33 protein-coding genes are annotated in these 25261 nt (G+C 57.2%); 16 read left to right on the plus strand and 17 right to left on the minus strand.

The genetic code is table 11. The features are described from left to right. Nucleotides 1-163: 163 nt before the first annotated feature. The 3 genes from AC2TDA_RS04635 (at nt 164) to AC2TDA_RS04645 (ending at nt 2959) form a co-directional block, all read left to right on the plus strand. Nucleotides 164-1762, plus strand: coding sequence for a phosphoenolpyruvate carboxykinase (locus AC2TDA_RS04635; RefSeq protein ID WP_480880870.1), 1599 nt, complete (start codon nt 164-166; stop codon nt 1760-1762). 330 nt (nt 1763-2092) lie between these two features. Continuing rightward, a complete protein-coding gene (locus AC2TDA_RS04640; RefSeq protein ID WP_480880869.1) occupies nt 2093-2383 on the plus strand; it encodes a hypothetical protein in 291 nt (96 codons plus the stop codon). A 33-nt stretch (nt 2384-2416) separates the two neighbouring features. Beyond that, on the plus strand, nt 2417-2959 hold the full coding sequence (locus AC2TDA_RS04645; protein WP_480880867.1) for a hypothetical protein: 543 nt from the start codon (nt 2417-2419) through the stop codon (nt 2957-2959). Nucleotides 2960-2963: 4 nt separating this feature from the next. Here the strand turns inward: AC2TDA_RS04645 and AC2TDA_RS04650 are convergent, their stop codons facing one another. Next, entirely contained in the window at nt 2964-3728 is a 765-nt protein-coding gene (locus AC2TDA_RS04650; RefSeq protein WP_480880865.1) for a sulfite exporter TauE/SafE family protein, read from the minus strand. Between the two features lie 143 nt (nt 3729-3871). On the opposite strand from AC2TDA_RS04650, the gene AC2TDA_RS04655 reads away from it, so the two are divergent. The 3 genes from AC2TDA_RS04655 to AC2TDA_RS04665 all read left to right on the plus strand — a co-directional run bounded on the left by AC2TDA_RS04655 (nt 3872) and on the right by AC2TDA_RS04665 (nt 6758). After that, nucleotides 3872-5563 carry an acyl-CoA dehydrogenase family protein gene (locus AC2TDA_RS04655; RefSeq protein ID WP_480880864.1) on the plus strand — a complete coding sequence of 564 codons (1692 nt, stop codon included), beginning with the start codon at nt 3872-3874 and terminating at the stop codon, nt 5561-5563. Nucleotides 5564-5776: 213 nt separating this feature from the next. After that, nucleotides 5777-6325, plus strand: a complete 549-nt coding sequence (locus AC2TDA_RS04660; RefSeq protein ID WP_480880863.1) for a hypothetical protein — start codon at nt 5777-5779, stop codon at nt 6323-6325. Between the two features lie 40 nt (nt 6326-6365). After that, nucleotides 6366-6758 carry an META domain-containing protein gene (locus tag AC2TDA_RS04665; protein ID WP_480880862.1) on the plus strand — a complete coding sequence of 131 codons (393 nt, stop codon included), beginning with the start codon at nt 6366-6368 and terminating at the stop codon, nt 6756-6758. Here the strand turns inward: AC2TDA_RS04665 and recO are convergent. After that, nucleotides 6742-7467: a DNA repair protein RecO gene (recO, locus tag AC2TDA_RS04670; RefSeq protein ID WP_480880860.1), complete on the minus strand. Its 726-nt coding sequence runs from the start codon at nt 7465-7467 to the stop codon at nt 6742-6744. The two genes, AC2TDA_RS04665 and recO, sit on opposite strands and share 17 nt — an antisense overlap. 210 nt (nt 7468-7677) lie before the next feature. Between recO and AC2TDA_RS04675 the strand changes: the two genes are divergently transcribed. Both AC2TDA_RS04675 and AC2TDA_RS04680 read left to right on the plus strand, forming a co-directional pair. Beyond that, nucleotides 7678-8118, plus strand: coding sequence for a cupin domain-containing protein (locus AC2TDA_RS04675; protein ID WP_480880859.1), 441 nt, complete (start codon nt 7678-7680; stop codon nt 8116-8118). A gap of 109 nt (nt 8119-8227) precedes the next feature. After that, nucleotides 8228-8533 (plus strand): hypothetical protein, encoded by a 306-nt coding sequence (locus tag AC2TDA_RS04680; protein ID WP_480850161.1) that lies wholly within the window; start codon nt 8228-8230, stop codon nt 8531-8533. 2 nt (nt 8534-8535) lie between these two features. Here the strand turns inward: AC2TDA_RS04680 and AC2TDA_RS04685 are convergent, their stop codons facing one another. Both AC2TDA_RS04685 and era read right to left on the minus strand, forming a co-directional pair. Further along, a complete protein-coding gene (locus tag AC2TDA_RS04685; protein WP_480880858.1) occupies nt 8536-8865 on the minus strand; it encodes a DUF1491 family protein in 330 nt (109 codons plus the stop codon). Then, complete coding sequence (era, locus tag AC2TDA_RS04690) at nt 8862-9770, minus strand: GTPase Era (RefSeq protein WP_480850158.1); 909 nt, start codon at nt 9768-9770, stop codon at nt 8862-8864. Before era ends, AC2TDA_RS04685 begins: the two co-directional genes overlap by 4 nt. Before the next feature lie 158 nt (nt 9771-9928). Between era and AC2TDA_RS04695 the strand changes: the two genes are divergently transcribed. Next, the gene (locus AC2TDA_RS04695; RefSeq protein ID WP_480880857.1) at nt 9929-11311 is read left to right on the plus strand and encodes a multicopper oxidase family protein; all 1383 of its coding nucleotides are present in this window, start codon (nt 9929-9931) and stop codon (nt 11309-11311) included. Between the two features lie 8 nt (nt 11312-11319). Here AC2TDA_RS04695 and AC2TDA_RS04700 read toward each other — a convergent pair whose 3' ends face one another. From AC2TDA_RS04700 to folK, 12 genes are all read right to left on the minus strand, one after another. Continuing rightward, nucleotides 11320-11838, minus strand: a complete 519-nt coding sequence (locus tag AC2TDA_RS04700) for an N-acetyltransferase family protein (RefSeq protein WP_480880855.1) — start codon at nt 11836-11838, stop codon at nt 11320-11322. Nucleotides 11839-11861: 23 nt separating this feature from the next. Then, nucleotides 11862-12539 (minus strand): ribonuclease III, encoded by a 678-nt coding sequence (rnc, locus tag AC2TDA_RS04705; RefSeq protein WP_480850151.1) that lies wholly within the window; start codon nt 12537-12539, stop codon nt 11862-11864. Beyond that, on the minus strand, nt 12536-13375 hold the full coding sequence (gene lepB / locus AC2TDA_RS04710; RefSeq protein WP_480850149.1) for a signal peptidase I: 840 nt from the start codon (nt 13373-13375) through the stop codon (nt 12536-12538). The genes rnc and lepB overlap by 4 nt, the downstream gene beginning before the upstream one ends. 57 nt (nt 13376-13432) lie before the next feature. Next, nucleotides 13433-13852, minus strand: a complete 420-nt coding sequence (gene acpS, locus AC2TDA_RS04715; protein WP_480880854.1) for a holo-ACP synthase — start codon at nt 13850-13852, stop codon at nt 13433-13435. Nucleotide 13853: 1 nt separating this feature from the next. Continuing rightward, nucleotides 13854-14831, minus strand: coding sequence for an NADPH:quinone reductase (locus AC2TDA_RS04720; RefSeq protein WP_480880853.1), 978 nt, complete (start codon nt 14829-14831; stop codon nt 13854-13856). 16 nt (nt 14832-14847) lie between these two features. Then, the gene (locus AC2TDA_RS04725; RefSeq protein ID WP_480850145.1) at nt 14848-15174 is read right to left on the minus strand and encodes a Dabb family protein; all 327 of its coding nucleotides are present in this window, start codon (nt 15172-15174) and stop codon (nt 14848-14850) included. 16 nt (nt 15175-15190) lie between these two features. Beyond that, nucleotides 15191-15814 carry a LysE family translocator gene (locus AC2TDA_RS04730; RefSeq protein WP_480850143.1) on the minus strand — a complete coding sequence of 208 codons (624 nt, stop codon included), beginning with the start codon at nt 15812-15814 and terminating at the stop codon, nt 15191-15193. Further along, nucleotides 15811-16557: a pyridoxine 5'-phosphate synthase gene (locus tag AC2TDA_RS04735; protein WP_480880852.1), complete on the minus strand. Its 747-nt coding sequence runs from the start codon at nt 16555-16557 to the stop codon at nt 15811-15813. Before AC2TDA_RS04735 ends, AC2TDA_RS04730 begins: the two co-directional genes overlap by 4 nt. After that, entirely contained in the window at nt 16550-17248 is a 699-nt protein-coding gene (locus AC2TDA_RS04740) for a DUF2062 domain-containing protein (RefSeq protein WP_480850140.1), read from the minus strand. The genes AC2TDA_RS04735 and AC2TDA_RS04740 overlap by 8 nt, the downstream gene beginning before the upstream one ends. A 16-nt stretch (nt 17249-17264) precedes the next feature. Then, nucleotides 17265-19397 (minus strand): RelA/SpoT family protein, encoded by a 2133-nt coding sequence (locus AC2TDA_RS04745; RefSeq protein WP_480850138.1) that lies wholly within the window; start codon nt 19395-19397, stop codon nt 17265-17267. 26 nt (nt 19398-19423) lie between these two features. Continuing rightward, nucleotides 19424-19777, minus strand: a complete 354-nt coding sequence (gene rpoZ, locus AC2TDA_RS04750; RefSeq protein WP_010437681.1) for a DNA-directed RNA polymerase subunit omega — start codon at nt 19775-19777, stop codon at nt 19424-19426. A gap of 94 nt (nt 19778-19871) precedes the next feature. Then, nucleotides 19872-20441: a 2-amino-4-hydroxy-6-hydroxymethyldihydropteridine diphosphokinase gene (gene folK / locus AC2TDA_RS04755; protein WP_480880850.1), complete on the minus strand. Its 570-nt coding sequence runs from the start codon at nt 20439-20441 to the stop codon at nt 19872-19874. Nucleotides 20442-20579: 138 nt separating this feature from the next. Here folK and AC2TDA_RS04760 point away from each other — a divergent pair, with 138 nt between their 5' ends. The 7 genes from AC2TDA_RS04760 to AC2TDA_RS04790 all read left to right on the plus strand — a co-directional run bounded on the left by AC2TDA_RS04760 (nt 20580) and on the right by AC2TDA_RS04790 (nt 24946). After that, nucleotides 20580-21155 carry a LabA-like NYN domain-containing protein gene (locus AC2TDA_RS04760; protein WP_480850134.1) on the plus strand — a complete coding sequence of 192 codons (576 nt, stop codon included), beginning with the start codon at nt 20580-20582 and terminating at the stop codon, nt 21153-21155. A gap of 191 nt (nt 21156-21346) precedes the next feature. Continuing rightward, nucleotides 21347-22297, plus strand: coding sequence for a 4-hydroxy-3-methylbut-2-enyl diphosphate reductase (ispH, locus tag AC2TDA_RS04765; RefSeq protein WP_480880848.1), 951 nt, complete (start codon nt 21347-21349; stop codon nt 22295-22297). Then, nucleotides 22294-22746, plus strand: a complete 453-nt coding sequence (locus AC2TDA_RS04770) for a DUF3429 domain-containing protein (RefSeq protein ID WP_480850130.1) — start codon at nt 22294-22296, stop codon at nt 22744-22746. The genes ispH and AC2TDA_RS04770 overlap by 4 nt, the downstream gene beginning before the upstream one ends. Then, nucleotides 22743-23336, plus strand: coding sequence for a class I SAM-dependent methyltransferase (locus AC2TDA_RS04775; RefSeq protein ID WP_480880846.1), 594 nt, complete (start codon nt 22743-22745; stop codon nt 23334-23336). Before AC2TDA_RS04770 ends, AC2TDA_RS04775 begins: the two co-directional genes overlap by 4 nt. Then, a complete protein-coding gene (gene rnhA, locus AC2TDA_RS04780) occupies nt 23329-23796 on the plus strand; it encodes a ribonuclease HI (RefSeq protein ID WP_480880844.1) in 468 nt (155 codons plus the stop codon). Before AC2TDA_RS04775 ends, rnhA begins: the two co-directional genes overlap by 8 nt. Continuing rightward, on the plus strand, nt 23793-24416 hold the full coding sequence (locus AC2TDA_RS04785; protein WP_480880843.1) for a trimeric intracellular cation channel family protein: 624 nt from the start codon (nt 23793-23795) through the stop codon (nt 24414-24416). Before rnhA ends, AC2TDA_RS04785 begins: the two co-directional genes overlap by 4 nt. 164 nt (nt 24417-24580) lie before the next feature. Then, nucleotides 24581-24946, plus strand: coding sequence for a YybH family protein (locus AC2TDA_RS04790; RefSeq protein ID WP_480880841.1), 366 nt, complete (start codon nt 24581-24583; stop codon nt 24944-24946). A gap of 77 nt (nt 24947-25023) precedes the next feature. On the opposite strand, the gene AC2TDA_RS04795 is transcribed toward AC2TDA_RS04790, so the two are convergent. Further along, complete coding sequence (locus AC2TDA_RS04795; protein WP_480850120.1) at nt 25024-25260, minus strand: GlsB/YeaQ/YmgE family stress response membrane protein; 237 nt, start codon at nt 25258-25260, stop codon at nt 25024-25026. Nucleotide 25261: the final 1 nt, after the last annotated feature.

A 25261-nucleotide genomic window follows, 5' to 3' on the forward strand; every position in this document is an offset into this window, starting at 1 on the left:
TGGCGCTAAACCTTAGCTTGGTTGCGCTAACTGCGCCAAACCGTCCTGTTCATGCCCCAAACGACCGTGATAAGAGGCCCCTGTCCGCCGGATATTCCGGTACAATGCCCCAAGAGCGCAAGCGGCCCCAACCGCCGCCGCGCCGCCACAGGAGAATATACGCATGACATCTGGACGGGTTAACCCGCAATTCCGCCTCGAGGATCAGGGCATCGAGGGTCTGGGCAATGTCTATTACAACTTCATGGAACCGGCGCTGATCGAAGAGGCGCTGAAGCGGGGCGAAGGTACGCTTGGCAATGGCGGAGCCTTTCTGGTCACCACAGGCAAATTCACTGGCCGTTCACCCAAGGATAAGCATGTCGTCAAAACCGACAGCGTCGTCGATACCATCTGGTGGGAAAACAACGCCGCGATGAGCCCCGAAGGCTTTGACGCACTTTATGCCGACATGCTCGAGCATATGAAGGGCCGCGACTACTTTGTGCAGGATCTCGTTGGCGGAGCCGATCCGGCCTATTCGATCAACGTACGCATGGTAACCGAGCTGGCCTGGCACAACCTGTTCATTCGCCACCTGCTGCGTCGCCCGGACCGCGAAGATCTGGACGATTTCACGTCGGACTTTACCGTCATCAACTGCCCCAGCTTTCAGGCTGACCCGGCCAAGCACAACTGCCGTAGCGAGACGGTGATCGCGCTGAACTTCGATCGCAAACTGATCCTGATCGGCGGCACCGAATATGCGGGTGAAAACAAGAAGTCTGTCTTCACCCTGCTGAACTACATGCTGCCGGAAAAAGGCGTGATGCCGATGCACTGCTCGGCCAACCACGCCGTCGGTAACCCGGTCGACACAGCCGTGTTCTTCGGCCTCTCGGGCACTGGCAAGACCACCCTTTCCGCCGATCCTGCGCGTGTTCTGATTGGCGACGATGAACATGGCTGGTCCGACCGCGGCACCTTCAACTTCGAAGGCGGCTGCTATGCCAAAACGATCAACCTGAACGCCGAGGCGGAGCCGGAAATCTACGCGACCACCAGCAAGTTTGGCACCGTGATCGAGAACATGGTCTTCGATCCCGAAACCAAGGAGCTGGATTTCGACGACGACTCGCTGACCGCGAACATGCGCTGCGCCTACCCGCTCGAGTACATATCGAACGCGTCCAGCAGCGCACTGGGCGGGCACCCGAAAAACATCATCATGCTGACCTGCGATGCGTTTGGCGTGCTGCCTCCGATCGCGCGGTTGACGCCGGCTCAGGCTATGTACCACTTCCTGTCAGGCTTCACTTCCAAGGTCGCTGGCACCGAACGTGGTGTGACCGAACCGCAGCCGACATTCTCGACCTGCTTTGGCGCACCATTCATGCCACGTCGTCCCGAAGCCTACGGCAACCTGTTGCGTGACAAGATCGCTCAGCACGGCGCGACCTGCTGGCTGGTCAACACTGGCTGGACCGGTGGCGCCTATGGCGTTGGAAGCCGGATGCCAATCAAGGCGACGCGCGCTCTGCTGACTGCCGCGCTGGACGGATCCATGGCCGACGCCGAGTACCGCAAGGACGCCAATTTTGGCTTTGACGTACCTGTTTCCGTACCCGGCGTGCCCGAAGTGCTACTGGATCCGCGTCGCACATGGGACGACCAGGCAGCCTTTGACAAACAGGCCGAAAAACTGGTTCAAATGTTCGCCGCGAACTTTGAGCAATACATACCGTTCATTGATGAGGACATCAAAGCGGTCGCCATTGGATAAATGCAAAAGGGGCCATTGCGCCCCTTTTTCTCGCAGCAGGCGTTATCAAATGCCCTCACCTTATCGAGACATGCTGAACAAAATATTTGCGGCAGCACCCGACTTACGGTATCTAGCCAAGTCATTACAAAGACCCGTCCGGTGTATCTGATTGGATTAGGGTACAGTAATTAGCTTTGGGCGGCTCCTGCGAATACACTCACACTCGCGCCGTGAGTTGTCCGATCAGATGGTGAAAGAGTCCAATTGGGGGTGGGCACCGGGCCAAGTGCGATGGAAAGAACCTCTTTCCGACATTCTGTGCCGGGCGCTGGAAAAGACAGGTAAATCATGACGGAAATCTCGAAACTCGCAGAACTGCGCAAGCTGATGCAAAGTATGGAGCGCACGTTGGGGCTGGAGGAATTGTCCCCGGTCGAGCGTGATATTTACTACGCGGCTGAAGAGCTGTCGAAAGCAACTCGGGAAGTGCGCACATTCGGCCTGATCGAACACACGCTGGTTCAAAGTGTTTCGCGTCCGACTTTTTTCCGTGCGCTGAAGTCGCTGGTTCAAAAGGGGTACCTGTCGCAAAGCGGCAGCGCCAATCGGGGACGGTATATCGTTCATGCCCCCAGGTGACACGCCCTCGCGGCAAGTAAGCGGCTGACTTCTGTGCAAGGGTGGGTTACGGACACGTTTTACGCCTCGTTGGCCTATGTGGTGGCATCGCTTCTGACGTTTGAAGTTCTGATGCCCCTTCAGAACATATTCTTTCCGCAATATCCCAGTTACGCCAGCCTGTTGTTTCTGCCGCATGGCGTACGTGTTCTGTCGGCCTGGCTGTTGGGATGGCGCGCGATCTTCGCCCTGTTGCCGGGTGTATTTCTGGTGTTTGCCCTGATCGGAGGTTGGGACGTATTCCTGCCCAGCCGGCTGTTGGCGATCACCGTAGCTGTCACTACCGTGCCCGCTGTGTTCTATGTCTGCAAATGGATAGGCTGGGACCTGTTTCCCAAACCTGGCCGGCGCCCGTGCTGGATTTGCGTCATGGGTGTCGGGGTCGTCACATCCCTTCTTTTGGCAATTCTGACGAATCTGGCATTTGGCAGCGCCACCGAGGAGTATATCGCCTATCTGATCGGCGACATTTCCGGTTTGTTTTTTCTGATGCTCGGTCTTTATTTCACCTTTCGGCTGACCGAGAAACGGACCTGACGTTTCAACCCATCACTCCGCGCCGCAGCAGGTTCAGACCGGCTATAAGCAAAACCAGCAGGGTCAGCTTTCGAAACTGCGCCTGATTAATCCGGCTTTGCAATGACAGACCACCCCACATTCCCGCAAGTGCAGGCACAATCAACAGCGCTGAAAACACAGCCGTTTCTGCCCGCAGAATCCCCGATCCAACATGCGCCACAGCCAAAGCCACCGCACCCAACCCATATATGACGCCCTGCACACGCATTTGGTCCTGCCTAGGCGTGTTCAGCGCCGTCAGGTAGGCCACAGTAGGCGGCCCCCAGACACCGGAAACCCCACCAACAAAGCCCGCGACTGCGCCCGATGCGGCCTCGATCCAGGCCGAAGGGCGTTGCAGTACCAGTTTTAACCCCAGCAACTGCACCATCGCAAAGAATGACACCGGGATGCCAATCATCATCAAGAATACCGAGGGAGACAACAATCTGACCATTTGCGCACTGATTAGCAGAAAGATCAGACCAACCCCCAGAAAAAGCCGGAATTGACGCACCGAACTAAGCGCCGCTGAAGTGCCTCCGCGCAGGGCTTGTACTCCGTTTGTGACTAATGTGGGCAGGATCAGCCCGGCCAGAGCCAAATCAGGAGGCAACATGATGCTGAGCCCCGAGACCAGAACCGTAGGCATTGCAAACCCCACCATTCCTTTGACCCATCCTGCAAGGAATGCGACCGCCAGGGCCAGATAAAGATCTTGGGGTGACATCATCGAAAACGGCGCCATTCCCCTTCATAGCATTCTGGAATCTCTCTGCACCGCAAAATCGACTACGTAATTATTGAACTTTTTTTATGTTTTATTAGTATTTTTGTTGCGCTGCATGTGCAGCATGGTATGACCGGACGACCCAGAGAAGGACGTGATTCATGGCCCATGACGGACAGGACGTGACAAACATGACCACACAAGCTGTATTGCCCGACCTCCTGACCCTGACCGGTGCTGCCGTGCCCGTGGTTGAAACTGTTTTTGAACGCGCACGCGAGTCAGTTCGTGCGATGGTGACGGAAGATGGCCGGATCTCGGGTGCGCTGATCGAAGCACACCAAACTGCCGCACACGGGTTGGCGTGGCTGGCAACCTATCAACAGTCTCTGCAGCAGATGCAACGCTGGGCCCAGGCTTTGGATGCCGACGGCAAACTCGGTGAGATGGAGCAACTGATTCATCAAATCGCTTTTGGCGAGTACCTGCACCAGATCGCCGGTGGCATACCGATGAACCAAGGCGAAGTTGTCCGCCTGCAGGATCTGGGTTTGGGCTGGAATGCCCTGTCCGGCTTTCAATCCCCCGAAGTACAGACCCTGATGGCGCAGGCCAACAGCCAGACCGCGCGAACCCGGCTTGTTGAACTGATGCAGGATCAAGCTGGCTCTACCATGTTCGGCGCATCCGGTCTGGACGAAGAGCTTGAAATGATCCGCGACCAGTTCCGCCGCTATGCACAGGAAAAGGTCGAACCCAACGCACACGAGTGGCACCTGAAGGACGAGTTGATCCCGATCGAGATAATCGAGGAATTAGCCGAAATGGGTGTGTTCGGCCTGACCATCCCGGAAGAATTTGGCGGCTTCGGCCTTTCCAAAGCATCGATGTGTGTTGTGTCCGAAGAATTGTCGCGCGGCTATATCGGCGTCGGCTCACTGGGCACCCGGTCTGAGATTGCAGCCGAGTTGATCATTGCAGGTGGCACCGACGCGCAAAAAGCCCAATGGCTACCCAAAATCGCCAGCGCAGAAATCTTGCCCACGGCTGTATTTACTGAACCAAACACCGGGTCGGATCTTGGGAGCCTGCGCACGCGTGCTACGAAAGATGAGAACGGCAACTATCAGATCACTGGCAACAAGACCTGGATCACCCACGCCGCACGAACCCACGTGATGACTTTGCTGGCACGCACGAACCCGGACACGACCGACCACCGCGGTCTGTCCATGTTTTTGGCCGAAAAGACACCCGGCACGGACGAGAACCCATTCCCCGCCCCCGGCATGACGGGTGGTGAGATCGAAGTGCTGGGTTATCGCGGAATGAAGGAATACGAACTGGGATTTGACGGCTTTGCGGTCAAAGGTGAAAATCTTCTGGGCGGCGAAGAAGGCAAGGGTTTCAAGCAACTGATGGAAACCTTCGAGTCCGCTCGAATCCAGACCGCTGCCCGCGCCATTGGTGTGGCGCAATGTGCGCTGGATATCGCGATGCAGTATGCTCAGGACCGCAAGCAATTCGGCAAGTCCCTGATCAACTTCCCCCGCGTATCGGGCAAATTGGCGATGATGGCTGTCGAGATCATGATAGCGCGGCAGCTGACCTATTTCTCTGCTTGGGAAAAGGATCACGGCCAGCGCTGCGATCTGGAGGCTGGAATGGCCAAATTGCTGGGCGCCCGCGTAGCCTGGGCTGCTGCGGACAATGGCTTGCAGATCCACGGCGGCAACGGGTTCGCTCTGGAATACAAGATCAGCCGCGTTCTGTGCGATGCGCGTATTTTGAACATCTTTGAAGGCGCTGCTGAAATTCAAGCGCAGGTTATCGCGCGGCGGTTACTGGGGTAGATCCCGGCCCGTCGCGGTTTCCCCAACTGAACCCGGCTTCGTGCCGGGTTTTCTTTTTTGTGCAATTTGACCGTTCCCACAAATCTCGACGGGAAAGTTCGGACAAATCGGTCCTGAGGCGCTTCCGGCGAAACTTCCCCCTCGGAACGCGCTCGGGAATCAGGTAATGGGCAGCAACTTTTACGGCCACCTGCGGGTCAGAGGAGAGATGAATTGAAATCCATTACCGCACTGCTGGTCACCTGCGTGGCCCTCGCCCTTGCAGGGTGCGCCTCTGCACCACAAACCGGCCACAGCGATGTCGACGATCTGGCACAAGCCATTCAGGCGCTTGGCCCCGAGGTTGACTCAGGTGAGGCGCGCCGCGCTGCTGAGATATCGTTTTCCTATTCGCAGCAGCTCAAACAGGAATGGAACGTCACTGACCCAGCCATCATCCACAATGCCAAGATCGTTAATGGCTTTCGTGAACAAGGCCTATGCAACGACTGGGCCCAGGCCATGACCACGCGTTTGCGGCAGGAAAACTTCCGAACGTTGGACCTGCACTGGGCCACATCACCTCCAACGGCGTTCCGGATCATCCACCACTCGGCTTTGATCAGTGCCAAGGGGGATTCGATGTATGACGGCATTATTCTGGACCCGTGGCGGAACAGCGGCGCGCTGTACTGGGCACCAGTACGCGAGGACACCAGATACAATTGGAGGCCGCGCCAGGAAGTGCGACAAGAATTGCTGAGCGGAGCAAACCCCTACTGATGCGGTTCACGCGGCTACGCCCAGAGGATAGAACACCCGCATGACGCGCCTGATCCTGATGCTGCCTTTTCTGGCCCTGTTCCAATGTGACAAGGACGAATCTGTTGCCGCCTATGGCGCGGCGGACCGGACATGGGTGTTACAGGAGATTAACGGCCATGCCTATGAGGCCAGTGCCCTTTTGCGGTTCCCCGAAGACGGGCGCATAGCAGGCAACGCCCCCTGCAACAGCTACAACGGCACGCTGAATGCGCCCTACCCCTGGTTCGAGATCAACGATTTGACTGCGACTCATGCTGCCTGTGCAGGTCTCGAGGCCGAAGGGGTATATTTCGCCGCATTGTTGGCCATGACCCAATCTGAAGTGTCCGGCGATGTGTTGATCCTGCGAAATGAGGACGGGCAGGAAATGGTTTTCAAAGCCGCCGAGTAAACTGTTCGACAAACCGCGCGCGCGCCTCAGGTAAAGGATTGTGCCCATGCGAAGGCGCAACTTTGTGTTCCAGGAAGTACCCGGTGGTGCGCAGCCCATCCGCGATTTCAACATCCGGTGCATTACCTTCACCTCGCAGGCAAGATGGCAGAGGCAGCAGTTTGTCAGCCCATTCCCCTGCCCCGACGGCACTGACCGCGCGCCCGCTCTTAGGCGAAACGTAGACCAAGCTCTCGGTCGCCCCGGTTACCGCGCATGTGGTCAGGTCGAGGCCAAAACCCAATTCGTTCAACAACGCCAGCTCCCAGCGTAGATAAGCCAATGGCCAGATTTCGTCCTGACCCAGCAGGTCCATCAATTGTTCGGTCTGCTTGTAGATTGCGGGATGTGGTTCGCGTTCGGGCAGGCAGAACGACAACAGCGCCACCACTGCGTTCAACCCAGCCAGCGCAAGCCGACCCGAAAACGCCGACGCCGCTCGGGATCGCAGGGGTTCGACTTGATACGTTCCAATGTGCTCCTCGAGCCGCGCGCGCCACAGGACATCCAACTGAGCGCCGGGTTGCAGGATCGGGGCTATCTTTCTGCTGGAGCCGCCACGCACAACACCAGCATGCCGACCGTGCGCTTCGGTGAACACTTCAATAATCGCTGCGGTTTCGCCGTGGCGGCGGGTTGTCAGAAGTATGCCGTGATCACGCCAGTCCAAAGGCGGCTCCTAATGGGGTTCGAAGAATTGCCTGGACACAAGACCGCAACTACAGAGCATTCGCAAGGTGACTATAGAATGGATAACCTTGTTCCGTAACAGTCAGACAGCTGGCTAAATGCTAAGCTCAACGGTGTTGGCTGCGACATCAGATCAATTCCATAAATCGAATTATGTGGGATCCGACAACGACACAGACAGGAGCACGCCATGAAGAGGTCATTCTTTATTTCACCATGCAACTATCCCAAAGCCCTGAACGTGTTGGGCGACGAAATCACCGTGCTGGCACAATTGGACCAGATCGGCGACTACGCCGTTACGCTCAATTATGGTCACGAAGGCAATGGGCCGCCGCCGCATTCACATCCGTGGGACGAGACTTTTTTTGTCGTTAAGGGTGAGGTTGATTTCGTGATGAATGGGGAGGAGAAAAAAGCGACACAAGGCACCTTGGTTCATTTCCCCGCCAGCACAGTACACAGCTTCAAATTTGGGCCAGGTGGGGCGCATCTGCTGGAAATTTCCGGCCGAGGGTCGCGTGCTGTCGAGATGTTTACAGCGCTAGATCGTGAGGTTCCGGGAGGTGATCAGGACGGGGCGAAGATCGCTGAGGTGTTGCGCAAAACCGGCGTAGAGCTATCCGGGTGACGCTTGGTCTGAATCCGACCGAGTTTATGCAAACTGCTGCAAGATCATCGGCTTGACAAAGTTTCCCTGATAGCCATTACTTAACAATATTGTTAAACAGGAGGCCATCATGCGAGGAATCACCATCACCTACAGCTTCGATGGCGACGAAGCTGAATGGCAGGAGACCACCGATGCCTTCATCGCGGCCATAGATGCCGATCCTGAGGCCGCTGGTAAGTTCGTTTATCAAGTTGCCGTCGCCGATGATGGAAAATCTCGGTTTCACTGGGGCCGATGGGACAGTGCCGAAACTCTGGCGCACGTTCAGTCACAACCCTATTTTAAAGCCTTCGCCGCCAAGATTCGGGAATATGCGGGTGGCGCACCCAACGCGACCGGACATGACATCCAAGCCAAAACGAGTGGTTGGTAAAGCTAATCCAGCCCCTCTTCACCAAGTAGATGCCGCCCTTGCCGATCCTCTACTTCGATCACCCAGAGGTCCGGGTCAAAGCTGCGTTGGCGTTGGATCGTTTGATCCACCTCCGCTTCGGCGCCGCTCGACAGTTCCACCCATTTGCGCTCACCGCTCATCAGATCGAAACTGCGCTGGAAGGCTACCGCCTGGCCGTCCAGAGTATTGAGCTTGACCAGCACAGCGCCAGCCGTGTCGTCACCGTGGACTACGACGAAGGCCGGTATTTCCTGAAACCGTAGCCGCGCCAGATAGGCGTGGACCCAGAAATCAGCTGTCAGGCGGGTCATGCGTTTCCGTCTTTGAAATCCAAACCCATTTCCGAGTAGCGCTCGGATTCCTCCAACCAATTGGGTCGGACTTTGACCTGCAGGAACAGGTGGATTTTACGGTCGAGGAACTCTTCCAGTTCCGCACGCGCCGCCTGGCTGACGGCCTTGATCGTCTCGCCCTTTTTGCCCAGAACGATGCCCTTGTGCCCATCACGCATGACATAGATGATCTGGTCGATCTTGGCGGAGCCGTCCTTGCGTTCTTCCCAGTTTTCAGTCTCGACCGTCAGTTGGTAAGGCAGTTCCTGATGCAGACGCAGGGTCAGCTTCTCGCGCGTCATTTCAGCTGCAATCATGCGCATGGGCAGATCGGCGATCTGATCCTCGGGGTACAGCCACGGGCCTTCGGGCAGTTCCGAGGCAAGCCATTTGCGCAGGTCGTCAACGCCGTAGCCGCGCTCGGCCGAGATCATGAATGTTTCTGCAAACGGATAGCGCGCGTTCAGGTCGCTGGTCAATGAAAGCAGCACTTCGGACTGGACCTTGTCGATCTTGTTGATCGCAAGCGCGACTTTCCTGCCCTGCCCGATCTCTTCCAAACCTTCGAGGATGCGCTCGACGCCTTCAGTGATACCGCGATGCGCCTCGACCAGTAGTACCACGACATCCGCGTCAGCCGCCCCACCCCATGCGGCAGCAACCATAGCGCGGTCCAGACGGCGGCGGGGTTTGAACAAGCCCGGTGTGTCGACAAAGACCAGCTGTGCATCACCTTCCATCGCGACGCCACGGATGCGGGCGCGGGTGGTTTGCACTTTATGCGTCACGATTGAGACCTTGGCCCCGACCATGCGGTTCAGAAGGGTGGATTTGCCTGCGTTTGGCTCTCCGATCAGGGCGATAAATCCGGCGCGTGTGGTCATGTGTCCTGCGATCCTGTTTGCAAGTGCGCACCCCTATAGCAGAATAACGCAGCGGGCCAGAGGGATTTGTCGCATTGCTGCCATGCGCCCGAAGTGGCAAGGCACAGGCACACCAAGCCAAATCAAGCCAGGTGACTACCCCAACAATAAGGCAGGACATGAAACGTCGTGAGTTTCTATTGGGAAGCGGAGCAGCTGCTGGTGCCTTGGGGCTGGGCGGATACGGATTGGCCGCAGGAGGCACGGCAAAGGAACTGACCATTCAGCCTGCAAGTTTCACGCTTCGCGATCAGGTGACGACTGGAATGGTCAGCCTATCCCGGGAGGCGCCACCTCCGGTTTTGTATGGGCGGCAGGGAGAGGTAATGCGGCTGCCGGTGCGAAATGCACTGCCCGAATATACCGCCATGCACTGGCACGGGATGCGAATTCCCAACGAAATGGACGGGGTGCCCTACCTGACCCAAATGCCAATAGGTGAAGGAGAACTATTCGCCTATGAATTCACGCCACCTGATGCTGGCACTTATTGGTACCATCCACACTGCATGACAATGGAACAGATGGCTCATGGTCTGACAGGTGTGATGGTTATTGCCGAGCCTGAAGACCCCGGCTTTGACAGCGAGCAGATCATCAATCTGCGCGATTTCCGTCTGGATGAAGATAGTCAGTTCCTGCCCGCATACACGACGCGTGGTGCGGCCCGTGCCGGCACATTCGGCAATCATCAGACCGCAAACTGGCTGACTGCACCCGTTTATGATCATGGCGCGGGTGGGCTGGTCAGGTTGCGAGTAGTGAATACGGATACGACGCGCATCTACAAATTGCATCTTGAAGGCGCCAAAGCACGGATCATCGCCTGGGACGGCCACCCGGTCAAATTCGACATCCCCATGCCCAGCACAGATGAGCCACTGCTGGTCGGACCTGGCCAACGTGTAGACATCGCAGTCGCTATGCCGTCGGGTGAAGGGCAAACCGTTGATCTTATGGCCAAGTTACCCGGACAGCCTCACCGCGCCATGGCCCAGCTGCGTGCCGCCGGAACGTCTGTTGCACGGGACTTGCGAGAATTGTACCCCTTGCCGGCGAACCCCGTGTCCAAGCCCGATCTGGCCAATGCCGAATTGCACGAGTTCGTCTTTGGCTGGACGCCGGAAGGGGGTGAGCCGAATAACGGTTTCTGTGGGTCCTTGGGTTACAATTTCTGGTCGATCAACCGCAAACCCTGGCCCGGTGATGCGGCGCATGGAACTGGACCAATTGCGACCCTGGAGATGGGTAAAAGCTACGTCCTGCGCCTACGCAATGAGTCGCCAAATCTGCACCCGATCCACCTGCACGGGCTGGCCTTCGCACCGCTGAAATCAAACCTGCGCGCACTACCGCCGTTGATGACGGATACAATGTTGTTGCTGAAGGACGAAGTGGTCGAGATCGCGCTGGTTGCAGACAATCCTGGTGACTGGGCCTTTCATTGCCATGTAATCGAGCATCAAAAGACCGGACTAACTGGCTTCATTCGGGTAGCGTGACCGAAAATCTATCCCGACGAATCCAGGGCAAGAGCCAAAACGTGGTTCGGAAAGGTTTGTTCGTGAATTCGGAAATCCGTGGTTCCAACCTGTTCAAACCCCTGAGACAAATAAAACTCTATAGCCGGAGTGTTTTGTGAATTTGTCGTCAACCAGACCGAGCATTGACCAAGTTTACGGCAATGAGCCGTAGCCAATTGCAAAAGCGCTTTACCAATGCCGCTTCCGTGGTGGCGCGGCTGCACGTAAAACGTTGCTATTTCTATATCAGAGAGTCCGGCGACCGGCGCAACGCTGCCTTGGGCCACGTGGATGTATCCGTCGATACCGTCTTGGTTTTGGGACACGGCCAGTAAGTTCATTGAGCTGTCCATCAAACTTTCAAACCGCGAGACCGTGAACTCAGACAGTACATAGTTGGCGAAAAAGGGGCTAATTCCCTGCCGCAAATACGTTCCCATCCAAACCTCGATTGAAAGCGCGGCAAGGCTGGCCGCATCAGATTTGCTGGCGAGTCTGATCGTCATGTGTCAGAAATGCGAGGCACGGGTCAGCTCAAACGCTCCAACAAAGCTTTGGCTGCAGCCTGTTCGGCTTGCCGCTTGGATCCGGCTGTAGCCTGCGCCTCTGTTCCGTCTTGCAACCGGGCGGCGATTGTAAAAACCGGTGCATGGTCCGGGCCGCTGCGCTTGACCTCAACGTAGCTAGGCGGTTTCTGGCCACGGGCCTGCGCCCATTCCTGTAACGAGGTTTTGGCGTCACGTGCGTCAGCTTCGACATTATGCACCCTGTCACCCCAAAGTCGCAGGATCACATCGCGGGCGGCTTCGAAACCTGCGTCGCGGTAAACGGCTGCAATAACAGCCTCCATCGCATCCCCCAACAGGGCCTGCTTGCGACGACCACCCGACAGCATCTCGGACCGCCCCAACTTCAACACAGCACCCAGATCAATTTGACGGGCCACGTCGGCGCAGGCTTCCTTGCGGACCAGGGCGTTGAATCGGGGCGCCAGCTGACCCTCAGAGGCTTTTTTGTCGGCTTCCAGCAACGCGGTTGCCATGACCAGGCCCAACACACGGTCGCCTAGAAACTCCAACCTCTGATTATCAGGGCGGGTGCTGGACGAAACCGAGCCATGGGTCAGTGCACGCACAAGCAGTTCGGGATCGGCAAACTGATATCCCAACCGTTGCTGGAACGCTTTTATCTCAGCTGAAAGCTTCAATTGACCGCCTTGAAGTAACGATCGCTGCGCCAAGTCCAAAAGAACAGCATGGACCTGCCAGCTGACGAGAACATGATACGATCCGCACGTCCGATCAGGTTTTCATATGGCACAAACCCGACCCCACCAGCCGACTGCGGCAACCGGCTGTCGGCAGAGTTATCGCGGTTGTCGCCCATAAAGAAATAATGGCCTTCGGGAACAGTGTAGACGCCTGTGTTGTCTGATCCCTGATTGCCGATGTTGAGTACATCGTAAGAAACGCCATTGGGCAGAGTTTCGATCAGGCGGGTCTTTTCGCAGACGCCTCCAATACCGACAGGACCATTTTCGCAACGCGGGCGCAGGCCCTGCGGACCCTGCGGTTCGGCGACCTCAGTAAACACGCCATCAGGCTGTTGCGGAATTGGTGTTCCGTTAAGAATAACCTGCCCTTGTCGCACCTGAATGCGATCGCCCGGCAGGCCGATCAGCCGCTTAATATAGTCACGACCGGTGACTGGGTGGCGAAAAACGATCACATCGCCGCGCTCGGGCTCGCCGCCCCAAAAACGAGTGTCGCCATCGCCTTGCATCCAACCGCAGATATCTTCAGCGTCGATGTTGAGCCCAACACTAGGAATGATCAGGCTGGGGCAGGACGCATAGGAATAACCATAGGCCATCTTGTTGACGAACAGAAAATCCCCGATCAGCAGCGTCTGTTTCATTGACCCCGAGGGAATCCAGAAGGGTTGGAAAAACAGGGTCCGGAAAATGCCCGCAATCAGCAGAGCGTAGACGATGGTTTTGATCGTCTCCCAGATGCCACTTCCGGTTTTGGCGTCCTCAGCCATTCTGCTCTCCAGTCCTTGCCTTGTTGGGGTGCTACATGCGGGTCGGTTGGGGGCAAGTCAAGGCTGCGCGGCGCTATCTTGAAGCGGGCGCGCCTCGATCACCACAAAGGCTTGCGCCCAAGGGTGATCATCGGTGAGCGTGACGTGGATGATCGCCTCATGCCCCGCTGGCGTCATCTCTTGCAAGCGCTCGGCAGCCCAGCCGGTGACATGCATCACGGGCTGGCCTGTACGCAGATTCGTGACAGCCATATCCTTCCACGCGATCCCCATACGCAGACCAGTACCCAGCGCCTTGGAACATGCTTCTTTCGCCGCCCAACGCTTGGCGTAAGTACCTGCGGTATCGGCGCGTCGCTCGGCCTTGTGCTGTTCGGTATCGGTGAAGACACGATTGCGGAACCGGTCGCCGAACCGGTCAAGCGTGCCTTGGATGCGGTCTATGTTGGCGAGATCCGTGCCAATTCCGAGGATCACATCACACCTCCAACACTACGGTGCCCAGTTTTTGCCCGGCCTCGACCATTGCGTGAGCCGAGGCAGCATCCGTGAGGCCCCCTGCGGGAACGACAGCGTGGCTGAGCGCGTTTTGTTCCAACCAGTCGCCCAACTGCGCCTCACCCTTGCGGCGGGCCGCAGCGTCAAGCTGATAGACGATCAGCATATGCAGTCGGATATTTTTGAACATGAACCCGTAGAAATCGAGCTCGGGACGCATCTGGGAAGCGGACGCATAGCTGGCAATGGTACCGCCAGGGCGGATCAGCGACAGCGACGCGTCCTGATTGGCGGCAAAATCGACCTCGACGATCCGGTCGACGCCCGCACCGTTGGTAAGATCCATCACGGCATCCGTCACGTTTTGGGTACGGTAGTTTACCCAATCTGATGCACCTGAATGAGCCGCTTTTTCCTCGGAACTGACTGTCGTGATCACCCGCGCACCACCCAGCGCGGCCATCTGGCAAGCATAGCGACCGACAGTTCCGGCGCCCCCGGGGACAAGGACGGTTTTACCATCGACGGGGCCATCGCAAAAAAGCGCATACCAAGCAGTCATGGCCGGTATCCCGAAACAGGCACCCTCGGCGAAGCTGGTGGTTTCGGGCAAATACACAGCCTGTTCCGAGGGCAGTGTAATATACTCGGCCCCGGTTCCGAATGCGCGTTGCCATTGGCCGTTCCAGATCCAGACTCGTTCGCCAACGCGCGCAGGGTCAACCCCGTCGCCGACCGCCTCGATTACCCCGGCGCCATCGGAATGCGGCACCACCATGGGAAACTGCATCACGGCGCCCGGTCTCGCGCCACCGCGCAGTTTGACATCGGACGGATTGACGCCACTTGCGTGAATTCGGACCAACACTTCGCCCTGGGCAGGTTCGGGCTCGGGCAGATCAATCAGTTTAAGGACATCCGCCGCCGCACCAAAGCCGCTATATGTGATTGCTTTCATGACGTTCCCTCACTCATTACTGGGCGTCCGGTTCATGCATTTCCAGATCAAAAACCAAGATACCCGCGCCGCCTCCGACGCACATGTCGACCAGCCTTGCGCCCAGTTGGCGATGCACTTCGTCGTCGGCATAACGTTGCAGGCCGGATTCGCTGTCGAAATCCAGCGTAAAGCCAAAGGGATAATTCGGTGATTTTTCTTCAAAGTCCCGATTGGGTCCGAATACAAAGTTGCCACAGCCCGGCAAGCGATCAGCAACTTCACTAAGACCCTGCATCACCGCTTCGATCTCCGAGCGGTCGTGCTCGGGTTTCAGGCGCAGCATCACGCAGTGCCGGATCATCTCCGCGCCTTATCTGTCATGAAAACCTCACTGTGAAAATCTTGTAGCTGGCCACGCCAAAAAAACCCGCAAAGGCGAAATCGAACCAGCGACGCGTACGGCGATACGTACGGACCATACGTTCAGACGAGAACAGAAACGCGTATCCGATGAAGATCAGCAAGGACCCCGAATATAGCAGGGCGAAATACCCCAGAAGCATCACCAGGCTGGCATCGTTTGGCGCGACGATCGCGTAGATCGATCCCCAGCTCAGAATCGCCTTGGGGTTGGTCAGGTGGATGGCTGCGCCTTTGGCAAAGATGGTTCGCAGCGATCCGGTAACCGGATTGCCCAGCGCCACCTCATCCGTAGTCAGGGCACGACGCAGTGCCTTGAGCGCTAGCCAGCCCAGATAGGCCACGCCGACATAGCGGATGACTTCAAACACCCAGACGTTAGCCAGCATGATCGCCGACAACCCCAACGCCGCAGCGACACCCCAGGCAGCAGATCCCGCGCAAATGCCCAGAGCAAAGGCCAACCCTGCCGTGCGGCCTTCGTTCATGGCAGTTCCCGCGATACCCATGGTCGCCGGACCCGGAGATCCCCCGGCCATGAGCCAGGCAATCCAGATCGCAACGAACCCAGAGGTGATCATGCCCGCGCCTCGTCCATCAGACGACGCATCTCGGCGATCGCCGGTGTAAGGCCCAGAAAGATTGCTTCACCAATCAGGAAGTGGCCGATATTCAACTCGCGCACCTCAGGAAAAGCAGCCACGGGTTTCACAGTATCATACGTCAATCCGTGACCTGCGTGGACCTCCAACCCCAGCGAATGGGCAAATGCGGACATCTCGCGCAGAGATTCCAGTTCGCGGGCGGCTTCTTCCGACCGACCTTCTGCATGGGCATCGCAATAGGCGCCGGTGTGTAGTTCGATCACTTCGGCGCCGATGCGGTGGGCAGCCTCGATCTGGCGCTGATCGGCGGCAATAAAGATCGAAACGCGGCAGCCGGCGTCGCGCAAGGGCGCGATGAAGTGGGCCAGCTTGTTTTCTTCGCGCGCCACTTCCAAACCGCCTTCGGTCGTTCGTTCCTCGCGTTTTTCGGGGACGATGCAAACTGCGTGCGGTTTATGGCGCAGGGCGATTTTCTGCATTTCGTCTGTGGCCGCCATTTCAAAATTCAAAGGCACCGACAAGACCTCCATCAACCCGTCGATGTCAGCGTCCGAGATGTGTCGGCGGTCTTCACGCAGATGGGCGGTGATACCATCGGCCCCGGCTTCCTCGGCGATTTTGGCAGCACGCAACGGATCGGGATAAGCGCCGCCGCGCGCATTCCGCACAGTAGCCACGTGGTCGATATTGACGCCAAGTCGCAGGTGGGTGTCAGACATCTTTCGAATCCTTTTTCTGCCCATGGGTTGAACCTAATGGGTTTGCCATGGGAACGGCAGTCTCTGCCTGCGCCAATCGCTTGATTTGCTCGAATTTTGCTTTGATCCGAGCCCGGCGGCGTTGTTGGTAGGTTCGGATCAGAGGGAGGCTGAGATACGTGCAGATTAAACCCGCCACGATGCCTGGAATAATCCCTCCAATCATGTAGGGAAAAAACACTTCGTGGTAAAAGATTTTGAGCCCGTGCCAGTCAGCGACACGGTCAGTGAACACCGCAAAGAAATTGTTTTTCAAATCGCCCAAAGCATCGGCAAACTTTCCCATCAAACCGTGGGTGTCACCCTTTTCGAACTTGGTTCCCAGCAGGAAATGACCGGTTTGAAGACAAATCACCCCTATAGGCACATAGGTCAGCGGGTTGCCAAAAAACGTGCCGCTGAGAGCGGCAAGAATGTTGCCGTTGATCAGTCGGGCCAGCACGGCAGCAACAAGAAAATGCAAGCCGTAAAACGGGGTAAACGCGGCAAAAACCCCTGCCCCGATGCCACGTGCGATCCGCTCGGGCGTATCGGGCAGACGGCGTACCCGGTGTTTGACGTAGTGAAACGCGCGTGTCCAACCGCCACGCGGGTAGACGAATTCCGAAGCAATCTGGACAGGCGAGCGTCGATCTCGGCGCTTGAATACCACTCCTGATCACCCCTTCTCAGCCTGCCGCCACTGCGGTTTTCGTCCGATCCCGATAACGCTCCACCGAAGCAACATCGCTCTCTGCTTCAAGCATCAGCATCAGCGAGTGCAACTGCTCTAGGTCGCGCAGTTCGACATTAATCAAAAGGCGATAAAAATCCGGTTTTCGGTCTACAAATTCCAGGTTCGAGATATTGGCCTTTTTCTCGCCGATCAATGTGCAAATACGTCCCAGTACACCGGCGTCATTGCCGATGGTCAGGTCGAGTGTTGCACCATAGACGGCCGGATGCGTGCCCGAGTGCCAGTGTAGGTCGACCCAGCGGTTCGGTTCACTTTCGAATTCGCTCAAGCGGTCGCAATCGATGGCATGCACGACCACACCTTTGCCACGATATGTGATGCCCACGATGCGTTCACCCGGCAATGGCTGACAGCAGGGCGCACGGTCGAACTTCTGCCCCGGCTCCAAACCAATCACCGCGCGACGCAGAGGAATTGCATCGCCATCATCCTGCGTCAGCTCGGGATAGACGGCGCTGACGACATCATGTGCGGTCAGTTCAGCACTACCCAGGCGAGCCAACAATTCGTCGCGATCTTTGAGCCGCAAGTGCTTCGCTGCCGTTTCCAATGCCTTGTCGGTGGCCTTGCGGCCCACATGTTCAAATCCCGACCGGGCCAGTTCCTTGCCCAGCTTGATGAATCTCTCGCGATCCACCTCGCGCAGGGCGCGACGGATGGCGGTACGGGCCTTGCCGGTCACGGCAATTTCCAGCCATGTAACCTGCGGCGTCTGACCGTCGGCCGTGATGATGTCCACCGACTGTCCATTCTTTATCCGTGTCCACAAAGGCACGCGAATGCCGTCCACTTTGGCCCCCACGCATGCATGGCCGATGCGAGTGTGGATGGCATAGGCAAAATCGATCGGCGTCGCTCCGCGCGGCAGCTTGACCACGTCACCTTTGGGCGTGAAACAGAAAACCTGGTCAGAGTACATTTCCAGTTTGACCGCCTCGAGAAAATCTTCGTGATCGTCCTCGCTGTCAAACTGTTCGGTCAGGTTGGCGATCCACTTGGCCGGGTCGACGGCAAAGGGGTTTTCCGAGCGCACACCATCCCGATAAGACCAATGCGCGGCAACACCGGTTTCAGCCACGTCATGCATCTGACGCGTGCGAATCTGGACTTCGACCCGTTTTCCGTCACGGCCCGAAACTGTGGTGTGGATCGAGCGGTATCCGTTGGATTTCGGCTGACTGATGTAATCTTTGAAGCGCCCCGGAACCGCGCGCCAGCGCTGATGGATGGCTCCAAGAGTGCGATAGCTGTCTTCCTCTGTCCGGGTGATGATGCGAAACCCATAAATGTCGGACAGACGCGAGAAACCCTGATCTTTCTCCTGCATCTTGCGCCAGATCGAATACGGTTTCTTGGCGCGTCCAAAAACCTCGGCATCGATCCCGGCCTTGTCCAGCTCATGACGCATGTCACCGGTGATGCGGTGGATCACATCACCTGTTTCCCTTTGCAGGGTGATGAAACGACGGATGATTGACTGGCGGCCTTCGGGATTGAGAACACGGAAAGCAAGGTCTTCCAGCTCTTCGCGCATCCACTGCATACCCATGCGGCCAGCAAGAGGCGCATAGATGTCCATGGTTTCGCGCGCTTTAACAACCTGCTTTTCGGGCCGCATCGCCTTGATCGTGCGCATGTTGTGCAGGCGGTCGGCCAGTTTGACCAGAATGACGCGCAGGTCCTTGGACATGGCCATGAACAGCTTGCGGAAGTTTTCGGCCTGTTTGGTCTCGCGGCTGGACAGCTGCAGGTTAGTCAGCTTGGTCACGCCGTCGACAAGCTTGGCTACTTCTTCCCCGAACATTTCCGAGATTTTGCCATAGCTGGCCTTGGTGTCCTCAATCGTGTCGTGCAGCAACGCAGTAATGATTGTCGCATCGTCCAGACGCTGTTCGGTCAGGATGGCGGCGACGGCAACAGGATGAGTGAAATAAGCCTCGCCGGAATGGCGGAATTGCCCTTCGTGCATCTGCTGCCCATATTCATAGGCCTTTGCGATGCGCTCGGCATTTGTCTTGGGATTGTAGTTGCGGACCAGCGCAATCAGGTCTTCAGCAGAAATCATCCGGTCCGCACCTTCGTATTTGGGGATTACCCCTGGCCCTGAGCCTCCATTAGCGCGCGCAGGAGCTTTTCTTCCGACATATCGTCATCGGCAGGCTTGTCCGATTCCGCACCCATCAGCAGAGCCATCTGATCTTCTTCGGGCTCATCGACCTCAATCTGAGTCTGGTTGGCTTCGATCAGACGTTCGCGCAGCTCATCCGCGCTCTGGGTTTCGTCTGCGATTTCGCGCAGCGACACGACTGGGTTCTTGTCATTGTCACGATCCACGGTGATCGGGCCACCAGCAGAAATCTCGCGCGCACGATGGGCGGCAAGCATCACCAGCTCAAACCGGTTCGGGACCTTGTCTACACAATCTTCGACCGTAACGCGGGCCATGGGGCGCTCTCCGTAAATGAATCCGTGGCAAGAAGGGGTTTATCTAAGCGTGATTCCCCGCCTTGACAAGCAGGAAATGCCGCAATTGCAAGGATCACAGCGGCGTCACCGAGGCCACATCCTCGGACGGCAGTGTGGCCACCATCTCAGTAACAGTCTCTCCCAGCACCGGGTGACGCCAGTCAGGAGCAACATCTGCCATCGGAACCAACACAAACGCCCGGTCCTGAAGACGCGGATGCGGCAGGATCAGCTGATCCGGAGCCAGCTGCATCTGATCCTCTGTGGACAGCGTACGCCAGCGGTTGTATTCCGCTAGGTCAGGCAACACGTGGTCTTCCCAGCAGACCAGATCAAGGTCCAGCGTCCGCATTCCCCAACGCTGAACACGGGCGCGGCCAAACTCGTGCTCGATATCGTGCAGCACTTGCAGAACCGCCTTTGGCGTCATATCGGTATCAATCAATGCCGCTGCATTTACGTAATCTGGCCCGGCACCCGCCGGGAAGCACGGTGTAGAAAAGAACCTGCTGGCCGCACGAATCACCAACCCTGCCTCTGCCATGGCGCCCAAAGCCTGTTCAAGTGTCACCTTGGGCTCTTGACGTCTCATACTGAGATTCGCGCCCAGTGCCACTATGGCTTTTGACTGTGTTTTTGCCATTATTACCCCTATATTCAGGCCAGAGAATACTTGCGATTAGGCCCAAAAGACCTATTTTAAGCTTACCATTGTGCTGACCAAATTTTTCTCACTCACGGAATCACACGGTGCGATGGTTTATACCGGAAGGACCTATTTATGTTTTATAAGGACGAACGGCTAGCGCTGTTCATCGATGGCTCGAATCTTTACGCAGCCGCAAAAGCTCTGGGGTTTGATATAGACTACAAGTTGCTGCGGCAGGAATTCATGCGCAGAGGTAAACTTCTAAGAGCTTTCTATTACACCGCGCTACTGGAAAATGACGAATACTCCCCGATCCGACCACTGGTAGACTGGCTGCATTACAACGGCTTTACCATGGTGACGAAACCGGCCAAGGAATACACCGACAGCATGGGGCGCCGAAAGGTTAAAGGGAACATGGATATCGAGCTCACCGTCGATGCCATGGAACTTGCACCGCGTGTCGATCATATTGTGCTATTCTCGGGCGATGGGGATTTCCGCCCGCTGATAGCCAGCCTGCAACGCCAGGGCGTGCGCGTTTCGGTCGTTTCGACCATTCGCAGCCAGCCACCGATGATTTCGGACGAACTGCGCCGTCAGGCCGACAACTTTATCGAGCTTGAGGACCTGCGCGATGTTATCGGGCGTCCTCCGCGCGAGATGCCGGCCGAACCGCGCAGCGTTGCGGCCGCTGGCGGGCTCTGATCCCACGGCCGCTTGCCACGGGGGTATAAAATAAGCGCGGTCAGGATTGTTCATCCTGGCCGCGCAGCTTTAACTATCGATTGGTACTCAAACACCATCTGAATAGCGGCAATTCATGTCAGGTAAATGACGCGCTCCTGTCTGGACCATGGCAATGAAAAGACTTACCTGTCTCTCAAGGAGACAGACGCATGACCAAGCCGCCACTGACACTTTACCTTGCAGCCCCGCGCGGGTTTTGCGCCGGCGTGGACCGCGCAATCAAGATCGTCGAGATGGCCCTGCAGAAATGGGGGCCGCCTGTCTACGTGCGCCATGAGATTGTCCACAACAAATTTGTTGTCGACGGATTGCGCGCGCAAGGAGCCGTATTCGTCGAAGAGCTGGACGAATGCCCCGATGACCGGCCAGTGATTTTCTCTGCTCATGGCGTCCCGAAATCCGTACCGGCCAGGGCCGCGCAACGGGAAATGATCTATGTGGACGCCACCTGCCCATTGGTGTCGAAAGTACATGTCGAAGCCCAGCGCCATTCGGACGCAGGGTTGCAAATGATCATGATCGGCCACAAGGGCCACCCCGAAACCATCGGCACCATGGGGCAGCTTCCCGAAGGCGAGGTCCTGCTGGTGGAAACCGTTGACGACGTGGCCACGGTGCAGGTGCGCGATCCCGAAAAACTGGCCTTTGTTACCCAGACGACCCTGTCGGTGGACGATACCAAGGATATTGTTGCCGCGCTCGAATCTCGGTTTCCGGCCATTGTGGGGCCCCACAAGGAAGATATCTGCTACGCCACCACCAACCGGCAAGAGGCCGTCAAGGCCGTTGCCCCCAAATCTGATGCCTTGCTTGTGGTCGGCGCGCCGAACTCGTCCAATTCGAGACGCCTGGTCGAAGTCGCCTCGCGCGCTGGGTGCCGTTACGCGCAGCTGGTACAGCGCGCCACTGAAATCGACTGGCGGGCGTTAGAGGGGATATCCAGCGTCGCCATAACTGCAGGTGCGTCGGCACCCGAAGTTCTGGTCAACGAAGTAATCGACGCGTTCCGCACCCATTATGACGTCACCGTGGACTTGGTCGAAACCGCCACTGAAAACGTGGAATTCAAGGTGCCCCGCGTCCTGAGAGAACCTGCATGAGAGGTGTGCCAAGGGCACCTCTTTTTCTGGGGCTGGCAGGTCTGATCCCGTTTGTCTGGGGCGCGCTGACTTACCTGAATACCGATTTGCAGGCGTGGGGAACGCAGGCTTTGGGTCCACGATTTGTAGGACCATACGTTCAGTTATTCTACGGCGCGGTGATCCTCAGCTTCATGTCCGGCATTCTGTGGGGGTTCGCGACTAAAACCTCAGGCAGCAAGGCTGCGACATGCTATACCCTTTCCGTGCTGCCTGCTTTGTGGGTGTTCTTCACGACCGGCGGCGGCCCGGTTGATACGGGCATAAACCTGATTGTGGGATTTTCCGTCCTCCTTCTACTGGACGCGGCGTTCTGGTATTGGCGCCTGGCCCCGCGCTGGTGGATGAAACTGCGCCTTCTGCTGACCGCCGTCGTTGTCCCATGCCTTGCTGTCGGAGTGTACCTATGAGCGATCGTGACACCATTTCTGTTTATGACGAACAGGCGGACCATTATTCCGATCTCACCGATGCGGACAACGCCGGAGATCCACAGCTGACTCGGTTCATCAACGCTGTTCCCGCTGGCAGCAAAGTGCTGGACCTGGGATGTGGTCCCGGCGCGTCGGCGGCGGTGATGGCGCAAGCGGGGTTGACGGTCGATGCCGTGGATGCCTCGGCCGAAATGGCTCGACTGGCGTCGGCGCACGCCGGTGTCACGGCCTGGCAGGCCACTTTTTCGGACTTGGATGCAGTCGCGAAATACGACGGCATTTGGGCCAATTTCAGCCTTCTGCATGCCCCACGTATTGATTTTGCGACCCACCTAACAACAATCCATAAGGCCCTGAAGCCGGGCGGTCACTTCTATATCGGAATGAAGCTGGGACAGGGTGAAGGGCCTGACCGGCTGGGGCGCTACTACAGCTACTACAGTGAGGATGAATTGAAGGATTATCTGCAAGAGGCAGGCTTTATCGTGACCGATCAACGACTAGGCAGCGGAACCGGGCTGGACGGATCGGTCTCGGACTGGATTGGGTTGGCGAGCCATGCCTGAGTTGTTTGCCTATACCGATGGTGCCTGTTCGGGCAATCCCGGCCCCGGAGGCTGGGGCGTGCTGTTGCGTGCGATGGATGGCGATACCGTCTTGAAAGAACGCGAATTGAACGGCGGTGAAGCCGAGACCACCAACAACAGGATGGAATTGCTGGCCGCGATTAACGCATTGGAAGCTCTGGAGCGTCCGTCAAATATCACCATCGTCACCGACAGCGCCTATGTGAAAAACGGCGTGACAGGTTGGATTTTTGGGTGGAAGCGGAACGGCTGGAAAACCTCGAACAAGAAACCCGTGAAGAATGTGGATCTGTGGCAGCGTCTGGATGAGGCACAGACACGGCATGATGTGACCTGGGAATGGGTCAAAGGTCATGCGGGCCACCCGGAAAACGAAAAGGCCGATGAACTGGCGCGCGCGGGTATGTCGCCTTTCAAACCGAAAAAGACCAAGGCATGAGCGGTCTGGCACTGCTGGACTATGCCTCGGTTCTGGTTTTTGCACTGACCGGCGCACTGGTGGCCAGCCGGGCACAGCTGGATCTGGTCGGGTTTGGCTTTATCGCATGCCTGACAGCGGTGGGCGGCGGCACAGTGCGCGATCTGTTGCTGGACCGGCATCCCGTGTTCTGGGTTGGCCAGCCGAATTACGTCCTGATCGCAGCCGGCGCGGCAGTGCTGGTATTCTTTACCGCGCATCTGGTCGAAAGCCGTTATAGTTTGCTGATATGGCTGGATAGTTTTGCCCTGTCCATCGCTGTTGCCGCCGGCACTGGCGTTGCCCTCGCTCTGGATCAGTCCGGAGTGATCGTTGTTCTGATGGGCATCAGCACTGGCTGTCTGGGCGGGCTGATGCGTGATGTTGTCTGCAACGAGGTACCGTTGGTTCTGAAACAGGGTGAACTGTATGTATCCTGCGCCTTTGCAGGCGCACTGGCCGCTGTTCTGACGGCCCGCCTCGGGTTTGATGAGTTGGTCGCACTGACGACCTGTGCCCTGATCTGCTGGGCCTTACGGGCGGGATCGCTATTGTTTGGCTGGCAACTGCCGGTATACAAAAGCCGTCCGCCGCGCCGGTAAGGTGCCACGGCTCGAGTTTCCCCGCTTCACTCGTGGTACACACTTTCGTTCCTGAAACTCGCGAACCTCGCGAGAACAGGCAGCCTGTTTGGGATCATACAGCGTTGTGGCACCATGAAGCCCAAGTTTCACGGAATTAACTGCACCGGGAGAAACCAATGGGCATGAAAAAAACACTAGAGGACTTCGACGCTGCATATAACGAGGCGTTCAACCGGGGTGATGCCGAAGGCTGCGCGGCATTCTTCACCGAAGACGTCATGCTGATGCCGCCAAACGAGCCGATGACACGCGGCAAATCAGCGTTCCTGGAAACATACCAATCCCGAATAAAGGAAAATACCGGCGGCACCCATACAAACGAATTGATAGATTTCGGCGTCGAAGGCGATATGGCTTATCAGGTTGGAACATATGCTATCGAGGACACAGACCCGCCGGAGCAGGGTAAGTTTGTCAATATCCTGCAGCGTCAGACCGACGGCACGTGGAAGGTCAAGATTTCCATATTTAACAGCGATCTACCATAAATTCGCGGCTCGGGTAGAAGATAAGTTCAACAGTCTTTGGCGCCGAAAACACGACGTTATCTGCTCTCATCACAGTCTCAGCGCCGCAGATAAGTCTGCCAGATCCAGATCACCAGCAGCGCACCAAGCACAGCGCCGACAAAGCCTGACAACCAGCCCATTATCGTCAACAACGCGCGTAACAGAAGCCCACCCAGCAATGCACCAATGATGCCGATCAGCATGGTAGTCGGAATATCGGCCTCGATCCGCAACAAACGGGTCGCCAGAAACCCGGCTGCAGCACCGATGACAATCAGGGCAACGATGGGCAAG

The organism is Ruegeria sp. HKCCD6426 (assembly GCF_057221115.1).